The sequence below is a fragment of the Mesorhizobium sp. M1E.F.Ca.ET.063.01.1.1 genome (assembly GCF_003998155.1).
Lineage (GTDB): Bacteria > Pseudomonadota > Alphaproteobacteria > Rhizobiales > Rhizobiaceae > Mesorhizobium.
Window position 1 is genome coordinate 1 of sequence record NZ_RZSC01001419.1, and the last position, 685, is coordinate 685.

At 65.3% G+C, this 685-nt stretch carries 1 protein-coding gene; it reads left to right on the forward strand.

The genetic code is table 11. The annotated features are described in order from the left end of the window. The first annotated feature begins 123 nt into the window (after positions 1–123). A complete protein-coding gene (locus tag EOA29_RS38950; RefSeq protein ID WP_126091433.1) occupies positions 124–582 on the forward strand; it encodes a GNAT family N-acetyltransferase in 459 nt (152 codons plus the stop codon). Positions 583–685 lie beyond the last annotated feature (103 nt).

The following is a 685-nucleotide window of genomic DNA, read 5'->3' on the forward strand; positions in this document are numbered from 1 at the left end:
CCGCGATAGCCGACGCGCCCCGTCAGCCGGCCGGCGCGATCAACTGTCCGTAACCTGGCCTTTCCGGTTTGCGGCAAGCACCGGGGCCATGCATAAGAACGCCGGTCCAGCATGAGGTTGACGATGAGCGAAATCCAGATCCGCCGCGCGCGGCAAGCCGATCTTTCGGCGATCGTCGCGATGCTTGCCGACGACGCGCTTGGCCGCGCCCGCGAGGACACCAGGCAGCCGCTGGCGCAAGCCTATCTGGATGCCTTCGCTGCGGTCGACAGCGACCCAAACCAGTTGCTGGCGGTGATGACGGACGGCGCCGATGTCATCGGCACGCTGCAGATCAGCTTCCTCGCCGGGCTGTCGTCGCGGGGCGCCTGGCGCGGCCAGATCGAGGCGGTGCGCATCGCGGCGAACCGGCGCGGCGAAAGATTAGGGCAGCGCCTGCTGGAATGGGCGATCGAAAAATGCCGCGAGCGCGGCTGCAGGGTCGTCCAGCTGACCACCAACAAGAGCCGGCTCGACGCGCACCGCTTCTACGAACGGCTCGGCTTCAAGGCCAGCCACATCGGCTACAAGCTCGAACTCTAATGCATGTCGCCCAGAAGTGTGCGCGGTTCTGGGACAACGACATCAAAACAAGGACTTAAAGCGCGTCGCCTGAATCCGTTTTCAGCGCGACGCGCTTTAGCGG

Coding starts and splice junctions, on each gene's coding strand:
- EOA29_RS38950 (WP_126091433.1), top strand. CDS start 124: ATGAGCGAAATCCAGATCCGCCGCGCGCGGCAAGCCGATCTTTCGGCG.